This is a genomic window from Nocardia ninae NBRC 108245 (assembly GCF_007990755.1).
Taxonomy (GTDB): domain Bacteria; phylum Actinomycetota; class Actinomycetes; order Mycobacteriales; family Mycobacteriaceae; genus Nocardia; species Nocardia ninae.
Map to the genome: position 1 here is coordinate 32642 of NZ_BJXA01000014.1, position 14738 is coordinate 47379.

At 66.3% G+C, this 14738-nt stretch carries 12 protein-coding genes; 7 read left to right on the forward strand and 5 right to left on the reverse strand.

All coding sequences use genetic code 11. The annotated features are described in order from the left end of the window. Positions 1-15: 15 nt before the first annotated feature. Entirely contained in the window at positions 16-501 is a 486-nt protein-coding gene (locus NN4_RS13055; RefSeq protein ID WP_246180848.1) for a GNAT family N-acetyltransferase, read from the reverse strand. A 276-nt stretch (positions 502-777) separates the two neighbouring features. Here NN4_RS13055 and NN4_RS46765 point away from each other — a divergent pair, with 276 nt between their 5' ends. Continuing rightward, complete coding sequence (locus NN4_RS46765) at positions 778-3429, forward strand: protein kinase domain-containing protein (RefSeq protein ID WP_308633314.1); 2652 nt, start codon at positions 778-780, stop codon at positions 3427-3429. A gap of 9 nt (positions 3430-3438) precedes the next feature. Here the strand turns inward: NN4_RS46765 and NN4_RS13070 are convergent, their stop codons facing one another. After that, positions 3439-4260, reverse strand: a complete 822-nt coding sequence (locus NN4_RS13070; protein ID WP_147130192.1) for an alpha/beta fold hydrolase — start codon at positions 4258-4260, stop codon at positions 3439-3441. A gap of 176 nt (positions 4261-4436) precedes the next feature. Here NN4_RS13070 and NN4_RS13075 point away from each other — a divergent pair, with 176 nt between their 5' ends. The 3 genes from NN4_RS13075 to NN4_RS13085 all read left to right on the forward strand — a co-directional run bounded on the left by NN4_RS13075 (position 4437) and on the right by NN4_RS13085 (position 7870). Next, positions 4437-5006, forward strand: coding sequence for a TIGR03086 family metal-binding protein (locus NN4_RS13075; protein ID WP_147130193.1), 570 nt, complete (start codon positions 4437-4439; stop codon positions 5004-5006). A 362-nt stretch (positions 5007-5368) separates the two neighbouring features. Further along, the gene (locus NN4_RS13080; RefSeq protein WP_147130194.1) at positions 5369-6637 is read left to right on the forward strand and encodes a cytochrome P450; all 1269 of its coding nucleotides are present in this window, start codon (positions 5369-5371) and stop codon (positions 6635-6637) included. A 12-nt stretch (positions 6638-6649) separates the two neighbouring features. Continuing rightward, entirely contained in the window at positions 6650-7870 is a 1221-nt protein-coding gene (locus NN4_RS13085) for a cytochrome P450 family protein (RefSeq protein ID WP_147130195.1), read from the forward strand. A gap of 46 nt (positions 7871-7916) precedes the next feature. On the opposite strand, the gene NN4_RS13090 is transcribed toward NN4_RS13085, so the two are convergent. After that, the gene (locus tag NN4_RS13090) at positions 7917-8759 is read right to left on the reverse strand and encodes an ADP-ribosylglycohydrolase family protein (protein ID WP_147130196.1); all 843 of its coding nucleotides are present in this window, start codon (positions 8757-8759) and stop codon (positions 7917-7919) included. A 359-nt stretch (positions 8760-9118) separates the two neighbouring features. Between NN4_RS13090 and NN4_RS46055 the strand changes: the two genes are divergently transcribed. From NN4_RS46055 to NN4_RS13110, 3 genes are read left to right on the forward strand one after another with little or no spacing between them, the layout of a single operon-like run. Next, positions 9119-11275: a bifunctional serine/threonine-protein kinase/ABC transporter substrate-binding protein gene (locus tag NN4_RS46055; RefSeq protein ID WP_246180849.1), complete on the forward strand. Its 2157-nt coding sequence runs from the start codon at positions 9119-9121 to the stop codon at positions 11273-11275. A gap of 33 nt (positions 11276-11308) precedes the next feature. After that, positions 11309-11926 carry a hypothetical protein gene (locus NN4_RS13105; protein ID WP_147130197.1) on the forward strand — a complete coding sequence of 206 codons (618 nt, stop codon included), beginning with the start codon at positions 11309-11311 and terminating at the stop codon, positions 11924-11926. 37 nt (positions 11927-11963) lie between these two features. Further along, positions 11964-12947 carry an adenosine deaminase gene (locus tag NN4_RS13110; RefSeq protein WP_147130198.1) on the forward strand — a complete coding sequence of 328 codons (984 nt, stop codon included), beginning with the start codon at positions 11964-11966 and terminating at the stop codon, positions 12945-12947. A 124-nt stretch (positions 12948-13071) separates the two neighbouring features. On the opposite strand, the gene NN4_RS13115 is transcribed toward NN4_RS13110, so the two are convergent. Both NN4_RS13115 and NN4_RS13120 read right to left on the reverse strand, forming a co-directional pair. After that, a complete protein-coding gene (locus NN4_RS13115; protein ID WP_147130199.1) occupies positions 13072-13521 on the reverse strand; it encodes a hypothetical protein in 450 nt (149 codons plus the stop codon). Further along, complete coding sequence (locus NN4_RS13120) at positions 13518-14738, reverse strand: hypothetical protein (protein ID WP_147130200.1); 1221 nt, start codon at positions 14736-14738, stop codon at positions 13518-13520. Before NN4_RS13120 ends, NN4_RS13115 begins: the two co-directional genes overlap by 4 nt.

The window sequence follows — 14738 nt, forward strand, 5'->3', positions numbered from 1 at the left end:
CAGGATTTCCGCGCATCAGTCGAGCGCCAGCTTCGCCGTGACTGTGCCGCCGTCGACAGTCGATGTCGCCGACCAGAGCAGCTTGCGCGCTGCCGAATTGTCGACGGTGGTGGTGGCCACGACTTGGTGTGCGCCGATCTCCACGGCGACCGCCCGTAGCTGTTCGGCAACGGCGCGGCCCACCCCGCGCCCACGATCCGAGCGGCCGATCCACACCCCCGCCTCGAGTCCGTCCTCGCCGGGCTGCAACCGCGCGGCGCCCACAATCCGGTCACCCACCGCGATCAGGTACGTGTACTCCACGGGGTGTTCCGCCCGCAGCGCCCGCCCGCGATGAAAATCGAGAAATGCGTCCCGGCGGGCCGCATTCCAGCCCGGCGCGCCGTCCACCGGCGGCATCACTTCCAGCGGATCCGCATCGGCCACCGCCGCGTCGAGCAGCAACGTGAGGTTGCCTTCCGTCAGCGGCTCGAGCCTGACCGGTTCCGTATTTCTGTGCACAGCGTCGAGCCTGGTCGACGGGCCAGGCGCAGGTCAACGGAATTCCGCTGTCGCAGCAGGAACTCACCGTGCCGGGTGGCATGACCGACCGCTTCCAGTGCGTTCGAGCCAGCGCATTCTGGCCACTCTTCATGGCAAATGCGCAGGTTACGATGGCCGCACGACCGGCACGGTCGAACCGGGCTGGTCACCCTGACCGCGCAGGTACGCGATTCAGCTCGACAGCGCATCGATCGAGCGGAATATGGTCGGTGACTCGACGTCTGAGAGGACGGGATGCTGCGCGCTGGTGAGGTTTTCGCCGGATACGTGATCGAGCGCCAGCTGGGTCGCGGCGGGATGGGGTCGGTGTACCTGGCGCGGCACCCGCGTTTGCCTCGGCGGATCGCGTTGAAGCTGCTCAGCACGGAACTGCACACCAATGACGAGATGCGAGCCCGGTTCGAACGGGAGGCGGAGTTGGTCGCGCAATTGGATCACCCGAACATCGTTGCGGTGTACGACCGCGGGGTCGACGACGGTATCCGGTGGATCTCGATGCAATACGTCGACGGCATCGACGCCGGAGCCCTCGACCCGCCCTCGGTGGATCCGCAACGGGCGGTGGACATCATCGCCGAGACGGCCAAAGCCCTCGACTACGCGCACGCAGTCGGTGTCCTGCACCGCGACGTGAAACCGGCCAACATCCTGCTGGCCCACCCGACCGCAGGCCAGGACGAGCGAGTCCTGTTGACAGACTTCGGCATCGCCCGCCTCCGCGACGACGCACACCAGCTGACCCGAACCGGAATGTTCGCGGCCACCTTGGCCTACGCCTCGCCCGAACAGTTGTCCGCAACGCCCGTCGACCACCGCTCCGACCAGTACGCCCTGGCCTGCACCCTCTTCTGGCTGCTGTCCGGCACCGCACCCTTCACCGCCGACAACCCGGCCGCAATAATCGCCGGCCACCTCCACCAACCCCCACCCTCGATACAAACCCGCAACCCTGGCGTGCCGCCCGCCATGGACGCGGTACTGACAAAGGCCCTGGCCAAGCAACCCGCAGACCGATTCGACTCCTGTTCGGAACTCGCCACCGCAGCGCGCCGAGCGTTGACCGGCGCAACCGGGGTGGACGGCACGAAACCCAGCCCGGAGAGCCGACCGTCGACCGGCCACGCACCACCTACCGTGCCGCAGCCGTGGGTACCTCCGGGCGGGCGGCACGTGAAACCGAGCGAGGGCACGCAGGAACCGGTGCCGGGCGAGCACGCGCGGCGGGGCGAATCAGCGGAACCGCTCACTCCGAGCATGCGGACTCGGCAGGTCGAGTTGGGTGCCTCCACCGAAGGTTCGGCCGCGACTGAGCGAGCCGCGCAGTCGGCATTCGGCGAATCCGCACAACGCCTGGCACCTGGCGAGCGCACGCGGCAGGTCGAGTCGAGCGACTTGGGCACAGGCGCGGCGCCGGGCGAGCTCACCCAGCGAGAACAGTCGGGCGGTCTTGCCTCAGGTCTCGCTGAGGGCGAGCGGACTCGGCAGCAGGAGCGAACCGGTACCCGCCGGGGATCGGCGTTCAGTGAGCGCATCTCACCGGCGGCGGACCAGCGCGAGCGGCGGGTTGGGGTGGGGGAGGGTGCGTCCGGGACTGATCTGGCACGGCGTCCCGGTCGGACCGCGCGCAATGCCGGGCTCGCGGGGACGGCGGTGGTTACCGTGGCAGCGGTTGTGGCGGGGATCCTTTGGGCGAATGCGGGATCGTCTTCGAATGGTCCGGCCTCGTCCGGTCCTGGTGCTACGCAGACGATCGGTTGGTCGGGTGCCATTGCTCCCGGGACCGCTGGTGCACCTCGAGGCGTCGAGCCGCTGACTCAGATCGATGCGCTGGGTGCGGAAGTCGGCAAGCCCGGTGCCGCCAGTACTCCGGCCGGGGATCGCAAGGCCAGGTGCGTGCCCGTAACCATCGCCACGACAGCCGTTTTCACCGGTCCGAACACGGGCGCGGGTCGCAGTGCTGACGGTGGGGCGAAGCTGGCCATCGATCAGTTCACGAAGGCGAACCCGGGATGTCCTGTCACACTGCGTGAATTCGATATCGCGGGCGGCACGCAGGCGGCTGCGGGGGTGGCCGCGCAAATCGTGAACGATCCGTCGATCGTCGCGTTGATCGGCCCGGTGTTCTCCGCCGAAACCCAGGCCGCTGGACAGATTTTCGATAAAGCTGGCCTGCCGTTCCTGACCCCGTCGGCCACCGATCCCGCACTATCCACCAACGGATGGCGCACATTCTTCCGTGGTTTGGCCGCCGACGATGCTCAAGGCACCGCCCTGGCGAAGTATCTGGTCAACACGGCTCGCTTTCGCAAGATCTGTGTCATTCAGGACAAGAACGGTTACGGCAGAAGCCTGGCGGGCAGCGCCGTATCCAGCCTCGGTTCCGCGGCCTCGCCGAACTGCGCCGCGGAGATCGCACAGGGAGACCGTGACTTCACCACGGTGGCAGCCGATGTCGTCGCCGCTGAACCGGACGCGATCTTCTATTCCGGCTTCTCCGAAGAGGCGGCCGCGCTTCTCCAGCAGCTGAGGCGAACAGGTGTTACGGCCCCGTTCGTCTCCGCGGAAAGCACGGTCACCCCGGATTTCGTTGCCCAGGCGGGGGATTCGGCTGCAGGCGCGATTCTGTCCTGCTCGTGCGGCCCTGTCGTCGCCCAGTTCGCCAGTGACTACCAGGCTCTCAACGGCCACACTCCAGGACCGAGCTCCGCCGAAGCCTACGACCTGACGACAATCGTCTTGAAAGGCATCGCCGTCGGTCGCACGAGCCGTGCCGACCTGGTCGACTACCTGCGCGGTTACGACGGCACCGGCCTCGCCCGCACCTACCGCTGGTCCACTAACGGCGAACTCGCCGCTCCCCATACCTGGCTCTACAAGGTCAATTGACCAGGGTGACTACTGCTTGATGAACTCGAGCAGATCGCCGGTGAGCTGCTCGCGATGCGTCAGGTGCAGCCCGTGCGGACCGTTGTCGTACACCTTCAAACGACTGTCCGGAATGAGCGCCGCCGTCTGCCGCCCACACAACTCCACCGGGTTGAACGCATCCGCTTCGCCATGGATCACCAACGCCGGCACATCGATTCGCCGCAGATCGTCGCGATGATCGGTCTCGGTCACCGGGTGCGCCAGGCTCATCATGGCGCGCACCGACACCGAATGAGTGTCTGCCACGCTCCATTCGAGCAGGTCACGGGAGATCTCGTTGCCCGGCAGCCCCACTCCGAAGAACGGCTCGGACACCTCACGCACCCACCGCGGAAAGTCGATGGGCCACAACGCGTGCATCTGCTCGAGCTCGGCGGCCTCGAAACCGTCCGGGTTGTCCGGCGTCTTCAACATCAATGGGAGCGCCGAAGAAACGAGCACGATCTTGGCGATCCGCTCGGAACCGTGCCGCGCCAGGTAACGCACGATCTCCGGCGTCCCGGTGGAATGCCCGACCAGGGTGACACCGTGCAGGTCGAGCCGTTCCAGCACGGCCGCGAGGTCATCGGCGAGGGTGTCGAAATCGTATCCGTCCCAAGGCTGATCGGACCGCCCGTGTCCCCGCCGGTCGTATGCCACGCACCGCAACCCCTGCTCGGCGAGCGGGATCATCTGGTACTGCCACATCGCGGAACTCAACGACCAGCTGTGCGTGAACACCACCGGTGCCCCCGAACCCCAATCCTTGTAGAACAGCTGCACATCGTCGTCGGTGGTGATGTAGGGCATGTCGGTAAGCCTCCTGGTCCGCACCGAGTCGATCTCAGTCCGTCAAGTATCGAAACTGCGCCGGCCAGAAGCGATTACCTACGAGGTAATGATTTCCACGCGCCGATGAATTCGGGTCCGCTTCCCCGTCTCGACAAGAGAGGCGCACGACGCGTGCGCGACCAGAGGAGACCATCATGATCGACCTGAAGCCGGCCTGCGACACCATGATCGAGCTGCTGCTCGGCACCTCCGATGATCAACTCACCCGCCCCACCCCGTGCAGCGAGTACAACGTCGCCCAACTCATCGACCACATCGACGAGGTAGCGCAGGCGTTCGCCGCCATCGCACGGAAGGACACCGGTGAAGCCGCCGCGCCGGATGGCGGTGACGACCACCGCCGCACCGGTGCCGACTCGGTCCGCCTTCTCGGCCGAGCGTGGGACGACCCGGCGGCCTGGCAAGGTGCCACCGAACTCAGGGCGGGACTGGAACTGCCGAACCAGCTGTGGGGCAAGATCGCGCTGACCGAGATGGTGGTGCACGGCTGGGATCTCGCCGTGGCCACCGGCCGCCCCTTCGCCCTGCCCACAGCGACACTGCAGGCTTGTTTCGACCACGTCGCCGACTTCATCCCGAACGCTCCCGTCCCCGAACTGTGGGGTCCCGCCGTCGAGACATCCGACAATGCCCCGTTGATCGATCGGACAGTCGCCATCACCGGCCGCAACCCCCGGTGGGCGGAGACAGCCCTGCGCGGGTAACCGGAGCCCTGCGCAAACACCGGACAACGCCGGTCTATTCCCTGATAGCCCAGCATATTTGCGCGCCGTAGCGTGTTGCCACATCGAGAGAGACTTTGTCGCAATGCTGCTACCGTGAGTGCGCCGTCATGTTCCGGACGGCTGCCAGGACAGCCCGGATTCGCTCGCCGTAATCACGTGTCCTGCAGGGACTGTGAGGGGGGCCCGGTGAATCTACGGTCGCCGCAGAGCGTTCCGGTCCTCGACGTGCATCTCGTCACCGTGGTCACCTATGGTCGGTTGGCACCCGATACACCTCCGACCTTTCCTGATGCACGTGACCGAGGCACGTGCCCGCGCTCACATCGTCTGGAGTCCTGTCTTTGACCACGCCACCCTTCACCGGTTCCGATACCGCCACACCCGGGGTCTGCCCGGTTCAGCACGCCGCACCGATCGATACCGATGGCCCCCGCGTGCGGCTGCACACCGCGGAGTTCGCCGCCGATCCGCATCGCGCCTACGCCGACATGCGCCGGAAGTACGGCTCGCTGGTGCCGATCGAGCTGGCCCCCGGCGTGCCCGCCACCCTGGTGGTCGGCTACCAGGCGGCACTGCGAATCCTCAACGATCCCGAGCACTTTCCGGCCGATCCGCGGACCTGGCAGCAGCACATCCCCGACGACTCACCCGTCAAGCCGATGATGGAGTGGTACCCGAACGCCTTGCGCAACAGCGGAGCCGCACACGCGCGCTATCGGCAGGCCTACACCGCCGCCATCGACGGAATCGACCTGCACGCCCTGCATTCCACCGTCGAGAAGATCGCCGTCCCGCTGATCAACAGTTTCTGCGAAGAAGGCTCCGCCGACCTGGTGACCCAGTACGCGTTCCCGCTGGTGTTCGAGGTGCTGAACCAAATGGTCGGCTGCTCGGCCGAACTGGGTCAGCGGGTCGCCACCGGCATGGCCGCGCTGTTCGACACAGTCAATGCCGCCCAGGGCATGCAGATGCTCAGCGAGGCCCTGCTGGAGCTGATCGGCCTGCGGCGCGCGGACCCCGGCGACGACGTCACCTCCCGACTAGCGCACCACCCGGCCGGCCTGGACGACACCGAAATGCTCTGCCAGCTGATCAGCTTCTACGGCGCGGGCATCGAACCGCAGCAGAACCTGATCATCAACACCCTGCTGCTGATGGTCACCGACGACCGGTTCGGCGGCGACGTCCTCGGCGGCAGCATGTCCACCCGCGACGCACTCGACGAGGTCCTGTTCAACGACCCGCCGATGGCGAACTTCTGCACCTCCTACCCGCGCCAGCCGATCCTGATCGACAACAACTGGCTGCCCGCACATCAGCCGGTGCTCATCAGCCTCGCGGGCTGCAACAACGATCCCGAGATCCGCGGCGGGGATCGCACCGGAAACCGTTCGCACCTGGCGTGGGCCGCCGGGCCGCATGCCTGCCCGGCCAAGTCCGTCGCCTACATGGTCGTGCAGGACGCCATCGATCAGCTGCTCGACGCACTCCCCGAAATGGAACTGGCCGTGGGCGTGGACGAATTGACCTGGCGGCCAGGGCCGTTCCACCGCGCGGTCGCGGCATTGCCGGTCGTCTTCCCCAAGTCCCCTCCGTTGAACATGGTGTAAAAGGAGCGTCCGATGGAGCATCAACCGATAGTGCTGGACACGACCGGTGCCGACATCCAAGGCGAGTCCGCGCGCATCCGCGCGCGCGGGCCCGTCGCCCTGGTGGAGTTACCCGGCGGCGTGCCCGCGTGGTCGGCCACCGATGCCGCAGTGCTCAAGAGCCTCCTTGCCGACCCGCGCGTGTCCAAAGACCCACGGCAGCACTGGTCCGCGTTCATCAACGGTGAGATCACCGAAGCCTGGCCGTTGCTGCCCTGGGTCGCGGTGGACAACATGTTCACCGCCTACGGTGCCGACCATCGACGACTCCGCAAGCTGGTCTCGCCCGCCTTCACGCACCGCCGCACCACGGCGCTGCGACCGCGGATCGAGGCGATCACCGAGAATCTGCTGAACGCGCTGGCGGCCACGCTGCCGGGCGAATCGGTAGACCTGCGTGCGGGTTTCGCCTACCCGGTGCCGATCCAGGTGATCACCGAGATGATGGGTGTGCCGGAACATCTGGGCGCCGCCATCCACAAGTGTGTCGACGGATTCTTCGATACCTCGTTCACGCCCGAGCAGGCGCAAGCCAACTATCTCGAGATGTACCGGCTGATCAGCGAACTCGTCGCCTACCGCACCGAAGCGCCCGGTGACGACGTCGCCAGCGTGCTGATCGCCACCCGGGACGAGGACGGCGCGCAGCTGGCCGAGAAGGAACTCGTCGATACCTTGATGCTGGTCATCAACGCGGGCCACGAGACCACCGTCAACCTGCTCGACCAGGCGATCTTCGCGCTGTTGACCCACCCTGAACAACGCGCCGATGTGGTCGAGGGCCGGGTGCCCTGGTCGGAGGTGGTGGAGGAGACGCTGCGCTACGAGGCGCCGGTCGCGCACCTGCCGTTGCGCTACGCCGTCGACGACATCGAGGTCGGCGATATCCGAATTCCGAAGGGGGCGGCCATTCTTGCCTCCTACGCCGGTGCCGGTAGGGATCCGAACCTGCACGGTCCGACCGCCGACCAGTTCGACGTGCACCGCACCAACAAGGACCATCTCTCCTTCGGCCACGGTGCGCACCACTGCATCGGCGCCCCGCTGGCCCGGCTCGAAGCGGCGATCGCGCTGCCCGCCCTGTTCGCGCGTTTTCCGGATCTCAGGTTGGCAGTGGATCCGGCAGAGTTGCCGCCGGTCGGCAGCTTCGTCTCGAACGGGCACCGCCGGCTGCCGGTGTATTTGACGAAGTAGGTCGCTGCGCGTGGGGTGCCGTCCGGCACCCCACGTTCACTCAGGATCAGGAGAAGGTAGCGAGCAACTGCGCGTCCAGCGTGCGCAGATAGTCGCGGCCGAAGGGGCCGTTCTCGAGACCGATCACCAATTCATTCGGTAGATCCTGTTCGATCTGCGGCGAACAGGATCCGGCGGCCAGGGCGATGGTCGCGACGGTGTCCACGTCGCCGGTGAAAGCCACTGCGGTGCGCAGGATTTGGCTGAGACTGCGACTCGAGGTGAGTGCGGTGAGCGCGGCACGCACGCTCATCCAGCCCTTGGATCCGACTTTGCCGTGCCACGGTTGGGTCCAGCTCGGATCGAGGCGATCGCCGATCCAGCGGGGAAGTTCGGCCACCGGCCCGAGCTGCCGGTGGCAGTAGTGCACGGCGAGCGCGGCCGCCTGGGCCGCTGCTACTCCAGCGGCAGTGTCGTGGGTGACGCGCGCCTGCACGTCCGCGTACTGCATCACCTCGCGAACGGTCGGCAGCAGTCCGATCGGCCCGGCCCGCATCGCGGAGCCACTCTTGTCGCTGGCCGGGTCGATGCGGCGCAGCAAATCGGCGCCGGTGTGCACGGTGTCGAGGAACTGCTGGAACCGGGTGGCGTACCCGTCGCGCGGATCGCGGTGATACGCCTGCACGAAATGCTCGGCCAGTCGTGCCGGTTCCCACGGCTCGTCCGACACCAGCAGTTCCGTTACCGCCAAGGTCATTTGGGTGTCATCGGTGTAAGCACCTGGGCGGACGCCGAGATGTGTCGGATGTTGGATGTACCCGGCCAACGTGTTGTGTTCGGTGACGAGCGCCGGATCCGCGTACTCGAACCCGGCGCCGTACGCGTCCCCCACGGCCAACTCGACCAGCATGCGATCCCCTCCCATGGATCCGCCGGCCCTGCGGTCAGGGCGGCCCGAAGGTCCCGGATCACCTGCGATGATCGCGGTCTCGTCGATGATGGAAGACCGCGACCCGAACATGTGGCCGAACGCCGCTGTTCGGCGAGTTCGCTTGCACTTCAGGCTGTTTCGGAACTTGTCGGTCGCATACCTTACACCAGAGCCACAGTCGATTCCCCAGTCCGGCAGATGATCTCGCAGCTAGTATTGGTGCGACGGGCGACGACGCATCCGTACCGATACGGCGGTCGGCCGCCCGTCGGTGCGACCCGCGGTCGGCATCGAACTCGGTCGAGCGGTACGGCGGACTCGAAGGCTGAGGGGGCTGGATGCTGCGCGCTGGTGAGGTCTTCGCCGGGTATGTGATCAAGCGTCGGCTGGGTCGCGGCGGCATGGGCGCGGTGTACCTGGCGCAGCACCCGCGACTGCCGCGGCTGACCGCGTTGAAACTTCTCGACCCGGAGTTGTATGCCGACAACGAGATTCGGGCCCGGTTCGAGCGTGAAGCCGCGCTGGTGGCGCGGTTGGACCACCCGAACATCGTGCAGGTCTACGACCGCGGCTTCGACGAGGGCCTGCTGTGGATCTCCATGCAATACGTCAACGGTGTCGACGCCGCCGACATCGACCCGCGCGCGGTGCCGCCGGAGCGGGCGGCGGAGATCATCATCGAGACGGCGAAGGCACTCGACTACGCCCACGCCATCGGAGTGCTGCACCGTGACGTGAAGCCTGCCAACATCCTGCTGGCCCGGACCACCGCCGGACAGGGTGCTCGGGTGCTGCTGACCGACTTCGGTATTGCCCGTCTGCGTGACGAGTCCCGGCAGCTGACCGAAACCGGAGCGCTCGCCGCGACGCTGGCGTACGCGTCGCCGGAGCAGTTGTCGTTCACCCCGGTCGACCACCGCTCCGATCAATACTCGTTGGCGTGCAGCCTGTTCTGGCTGTTGACGGGCTCGTCACCGTTCGCGGCGGGTAGTCCCGCCGCGATCATCGCGGGTCATCTTCAGCACGCGCCACCGTCGGCGCGCAGCCTGCGGGAGGAACTGCCGTCCGAGGTGGACGCCGTGCTGACGAAGGCGCTGGCCAAGCAACCCGACGAAAGATTCGCGTCCTGTACGGAATTCGCGGTCGCGGCGCAGCAAGCTTTGACGGCACCGCAGATACCGACTCTGCCGCAAGCGATTTCACAGGAGCAGGACGCGCGGGCTGCCACGAAGCGGTCACTTCGTATCGGTGGGTTGGTGCTCGGGGTGGTGATCGCGCTGGTGGCCGGGTTCCTGTGGGTGAAGGCCGACCGTGCCACGACCAAGACCGCCGTCCGTACCGGACCTATTGCGCAGCAGCCGATCGACTGGTCCGGTGCCGTCGCGCCAGGGACGACCACCGGGCCCGCACCCTTCCAGGCGATGAGGCAGATCGATGCCGAAGGCCGGGAGGTGGCTCGGCCGAGTGCCGCGGCCAGTCCGGCCGGCGACGGCAAGGCCACCTGCGAACCGATGACCATCGCGTCCACCGCGCCGCTCACCGGGAACAACGCCGGAACCGCCCGCGGCCTGCTCGGTGGGGTGAAGCTGGCCGTCGATCAGTTCACCAGGGCGAACCCCGGCTGCCGGGTCGCTGTGCGTGAGTTCGATACCGGCGGGTTCCCGCAGACTGCGGCCGATGTCGCACGGCAGATCGTGGACGACTCGTCGATCATCGCCTTGGTCGGCCCGTTGTCGTCCGAAGCCCGTTCCACCGGTGGGATTTTCAGCGACGCGGGGTTACCGTTCCTCTTTCCGGGTGTCACTCCCGTCGACCCGACCAGCACCGCCTGGCGCACCTTCTTCCGCGGTGTGGCCACCGACGACGTCTACCGCCGTGCGGTGGCCAAGTACCTGCTCGACACGGCCCACTTCCGCAAGATCTGCGTCGTCCGCGATGACAGCGGGTTCGGCAAGGGCATGGCGCACGACGTCGTCGCCATCCTCGGGGCCGCGGCCGACCCCGGTTGCCGGGTGGAGGTCAAGCAGGGTGAGCGTGACTTCGCCGCGGTGGTGGGCAAAGTCGCCGCTGCCGCGCCGGACGCGGTGCTCTACTCCGGTTACAGCGCCGAAGCGGCCGCCTTCACCCGGCAATTGAAACAGGGCGGCGTCAACGCCGCTTTCGTCGCCACCGAAGGCGCGCTCAGCGTGGATTTCGTTGCCCAGCCGGGAAATTCGGCGCAAGGCGCGGTGCTGACGTGCACGTGCGGTCCGGTCACCGGAAAGTTCTACTTCGACTTTCGCGCCTTGAACGGCCAAGGGGCTGGCTGGAACGCGGTGGAAGCCTACGATCTGACCACCATCGCGTTGAACGGCATCGCCGCAGGTCACCGCACCCGCGCCGACCTGCTGACCTACTTGCGCGGCTACGAGGGCACCGGCCTCGCCCGCACCTACCGCTGGTCGGACAACGGTCAACTGACCACCCCCGGAATCTGGATCTACACCATCAGCTGACCCCGAACATCAACTCCTGGAACGGATTTAGTCATGAACCGAGTCATCACCACCGGGTGCTTGCTGATCACCGTTGCCGCGCTGGCTGCCACCGGATGCGCGGGCGACGACGGCACGGCGGCCCACACCGGCGACCATCATGATCATCACCACGACGCCGCAGGCGGATACCAGCCACCCGCCGCCTTCGAAGGCCTCGACCCCTGTTCGATCACCACCCCCGCCGAAGCCGCCGCCCTGTCCGGCAAACCCGACCCGCGCCCCACCCGCAACGGGGGAATGCACCCGGACATGTCGGCCGCCGCGACCATCGACACCTGCAGCTGGCTGGTCGACGGCTTCGATCCGCTGGCCGTGTCGTTCCAGCTCCGGGACCAACTGGGCGGAGTCGAGCAGGGGCAGGACGCCACCTCGAAGTGGATGGCCGAACAACTCGGTCACCCAGCCCACCTGAGCTTCGGCAAGAATCCCGTCGAAGCGGGCGTGGAAGACTGCGCCGCCTTCGTCGGCTACAGCGGCAACCGGGCCGTCACCGTGCTGCTGCGGTTGCGCGCCACCGCCGCCACCCCCACACCTACGGACACCGACAACCTCTGCTCCCGCAACCAGACCACGCTGCGGGACATCTTCGCCCGCACCCGCTGGCAGTGACGCAGGCCTCGAGCGCCCCGCGGCTAGGATCCGCGGAATGCCCGTACCGAAAGCCGAACTACATCTGCATATCGAAGGCACGCTGGAACCCGAACTGGCGTTCGCGCTGGCCGAACGCAACGGCGCCCAACTGCCGTTCGCCTCGGTGGACGAGCTGCACCACGCCTACCGATTCGAGGATCTGCAGTCGTTCCTCGACCTGTACTACCGGCTCACCGATGTGCTGCGGGTCGAGCAGGACTTCACCGACCTGGCCGAGGCCTACCTGGCCCGCGCCGCCGCGGCCGGAGTCCGGCACGCGGAGATCTTCTTCGACCCCCAAGCCCACACCGCCCGCGGCGTGCCCTTCGCCACCGTCATCGACGGCCTGTGGAAGGCGCTGCACGACAGCGAGCGGCGCTACGGCATCACCACCAAGCTCATCCTGTGCTTCCTGCGCGACCTCTCGGTCGAATCCGCCCTCGACACCCTCACCGCCGCCGAGCCGTACCTGGACCGAATCGTCGCGGTCGGACTCGATTCGGCCGAGGTCGGTCACCCGCCCGCCAAGTTCGCCGCCGTGTACCAGCGCGCTCGCGAGCTCGGGCTGCGCGCCGTGGCACACGCCGGTGAAGAAGGACCCGCCGCATATGTGGCCGAGGCCCTCGACGTGCTGCACGTCGAACGCATCGACCACGGCATCCGCGTGCTCGACGATCCCGCGCTGGTGCAACGCCTTGTGCGAGAGCGAATCCCGCTGACCGTCTGCCCGTTCTCCAACGTGCGCTTGCGCGTAATCGACAAACTGACCGACCACCCCCTGCGTCAGATGCTCGAACTCGGCCTGGTCGCCACCGTGAACTCCGACGATCCAGCCTATTTCGGTGGCTACGTCCAAGAGAACTTCGACGGCATCCGAGACGCTCTGAACCTCACCACCGACCACCTCCGCACCCTGGCCCGCAACTCCTTCGAAGCCTCGTTCATCGACGAGTACACCCGTGCCCGCTACCTGGGTGAGGTCGACGCTTACACCTTCTGAACACGGGGATGCATGCGGCGGCCGTGCTGAACGCCGGCATCGACCAGCTGTAAGACGTCTCGGCGAGCTGATGTTCGCCGTCGTTCAGCCCGGTTTGTGCCCGTGTTCCTGCGCCGTTTCCTGCTCAGGCGAGCCAGGATTTGTGACCGGGGTACTCGTCGAAGTCGTCGGGCCAGTCGCTCGGACCGACTGTATTGTCGCCGGGCCTCGTCCGCAGCGGCGGTGGCGGCTGAGGCGGCGGTGGTGGCTCTGGAGACCACTCCCAGATGAATTGCGGCGAGTTCTTCAGGTCGATTACTTCCGGCGGCAGCGGGTGGGCAAGCAGTTCGATTGCGGACCAGGAGCATTCGCCGCCGCGGACGCGCGCGGCGTACGCCTGGAGTTCGGGCGACGCAGCCGGTACCGCAGCCAGTTCGAACATGAACTCGGTCGTGACGACAGTGGGCTGGCTCAGGATCGCGGAGACGTCCATGCGTTCGACCTCGAGCCGAACGGTTCTCAACTCGTCGACACCGTTCATGACCCGACGAGCGACCGCCTCGATCTCGGGGTCGAGGTGCGGTTCGTGAATCATCCGTTCTCCCAGGGTTGTCCGCCGCTGCCGACCTCGTAGCCTTCCCTCGGTCGTTCGAGTGTGTGGTTGACCTGCACGAGCTCTGACAGGTCTACCGCGACACCGGCGCGTTTCACCACGGGCTCCAGGCGCTGCTTCACCTTCTCCGTCGCCGTCCCCACCGGATTCGAGATTGCCGCCAGTAGTTCCTTCAGCTTGTTCTTCAGTTCCTCGATCTTGTCTACGATCTCCTTCACCTTGGTGACGATCGTGTAGATTTTGTTGGCGAGATCGGCAGCTTCGATACACCAGCCCACTCCGGGGACTTTCTTGATCGCCTGCTTGAAAATCCCTTTGGCGCTCTTGACGTCTATGTAGTCGAGGAGCATGTCTTTGAGCTTGGTGAGGGCGTCCTTGATGCCTTGCCGGATCTCATCGGCCACGATCCCCATGACGTCGGCAACGACGCGACCGACGGGTCCCTCCCATTTCATCGCCGCGATCTGCCGACGCGCCCAGTTCTCTTCGAAAGCGATGGCGGCCTTACCGTCCCAGTGTCCGCCGACCAGCTTGACGCCGTTCTCCAGATTCTTCCCGGACGCCTCCATCGCATTACCGGCGACTTTGTATGACTCGCCGATCCGCCGCACTTCGTTCCAGTTGCCCTCGATCGGCTGCAGCACCAACACGAGCGGGTCCACTTCCTTACCGATTGCCCGGGTAACGCTCTTGATGGATTCATTGACGTCGCGCAGCGACGGTACAACCTCCCCTATGAGCCCAGCGGTGTCTTCCTGGTTCACCGTCGGCGGATCGAGCTTGAACGACTCCGGTTTCGGATAGGGGACTGCATTGCCGTACGCCTCAGTTTGCCCGGGCTGCTCGGTATCTGCGCCGTATTGAGCCGGGGCGGCGCTCGGCACGTCAGTGGTATGGGCGTTGAGCGCCGAATAGTTTTTCTGGTCCTGGTTGTGATACATCCAGGCGGCCTTGTTCAACTCGATGCCGGTGCTGCTCGTGCGGTCCGCCATGTCCTGCATCCGCCCGCGAGTCATGTCGGCGGCGGTGCGGACGGGCTGCAATAGATCCCTGATGATCGGGCCCGTGAACAGCTCGCCCTTCGGTTGACCGTGTTCGCCGATGAACTTTGCGATATTTGTGCTGTCGACACCGATATCGTCAACTAGCTTGCCAAGACCCGCGATCTGGTCGGAGCGTGCCAGGAATACCTCGCCCAA

Bases quoted from the DNA above. Each gene is read 5' to 3' on its own strand.
- NN4_RS13070 (WP_147130192.1), bottom strand. From the start codon at position 4,260: ATGCCCTACATCACCACCGACGACGATGTGCAGCTGTTCTACAAGGAT.
- NN4_RS13075 (WP_147130193.1), top strand. From the start codon at position 4,437: ATGATCGACCTGAAGCCGGCCTGCGACACCATGATCGAGCTGCTGCTC.
- NN4_RS13110 (WP_147130198.1), top strand. From the start codon at position 11,964: ATGCCCGTACCGAAAGCCGAACTACATCTGCATATCGAAGGCACGCTG.
- NN4_RS46055 (WP_246180849.1), top strand. From the start codon at position 9,119: ATGCTGCGCGCTGGTGAGGTCTTCGCCGGGTATGTGATCAAGCGTCGG.
- NN4_RS13105 (WP_147130197.1), top strand. From the start codon at position 11,309: ATGAACCGAGTCATCACCACCGGGTGCTTGCTGATCACCGTTGCCGCG.
- NN4_RS13115 (WP_147130199.1), bottom strand. From the start codon at position 13,521: ATGATTCACGAACCGCACCTCGACCCCGAGATCGAGGCGGTCGCTCGT.
- NN4_RS46765 (WP_308633314.1), top strand. From the start codon at position 778: ATGCTGCGCGCTGGTGAGGTTTTCGCCGGATACGTGATCGAGCGCCAG.
- NN4_RS13090 (WP_147130196.1), bottom strand. From the start codon at position 8,759: ATGCTGGTCGAGTTGGCCGTGGGGGACGCGTACGGCGCCGGGTTCGAG.
- NN4_RS13085 (WP_147130195.1), top strand. From the start codon at position 6,650: ATGGAGCATCAACCGATAGTGCTGGACACGACCGGTGCCGACATCCAA.